Annotated in this window: 1 rRNA gene (cut by a window edge); it reads left to right on the forward strand. The window is 54.1% G+C overall.

Going from position 1 to position 270, the window contains the following annotated elements:
* Positions 1-270: ribosomal RNA gene (locus CPJCM30710_RS18325) — 16S ribosomal RNA — on the forward strand; its annotated part reaches 193 nt to the left of the window's first position; the annotation flags it as partial.

Here is a 270-nt window from a genome sequence, read left to right on the forward strand (position 1 = left end):
TGCAAGTCGAGCGAGGAATTTCCTTCGGGAAATTCCTAGCGGCGGACGGGTGAGTAACACGTGGGTAACCTGCCTCATAGAGGGGGATAGCCCTCCGAAAGGAGGATTAATACCGCATAATGTTGTTGAATCGCATGATTCGATAACCAAAGGAGCGATCCGCTATGAGATGGACCCGCGGCGCATTAGCTAGTTGGTGAGGTAATGGCTCACCAAGGCGACGATGCGTAGCCGACCTGAGAGGGTGATCGGCCACATTGGGACTGAGAC

The sequence above is a fragment of the Clostridium polyendosporum genome, assembly GCF_018332455.1.
Lineage (GTDB): Bacteria > Bacillota > Clostridia > Clostridiales > Clostridiaceae > Clostridium_AY > Clostridium_AY polyendosporum.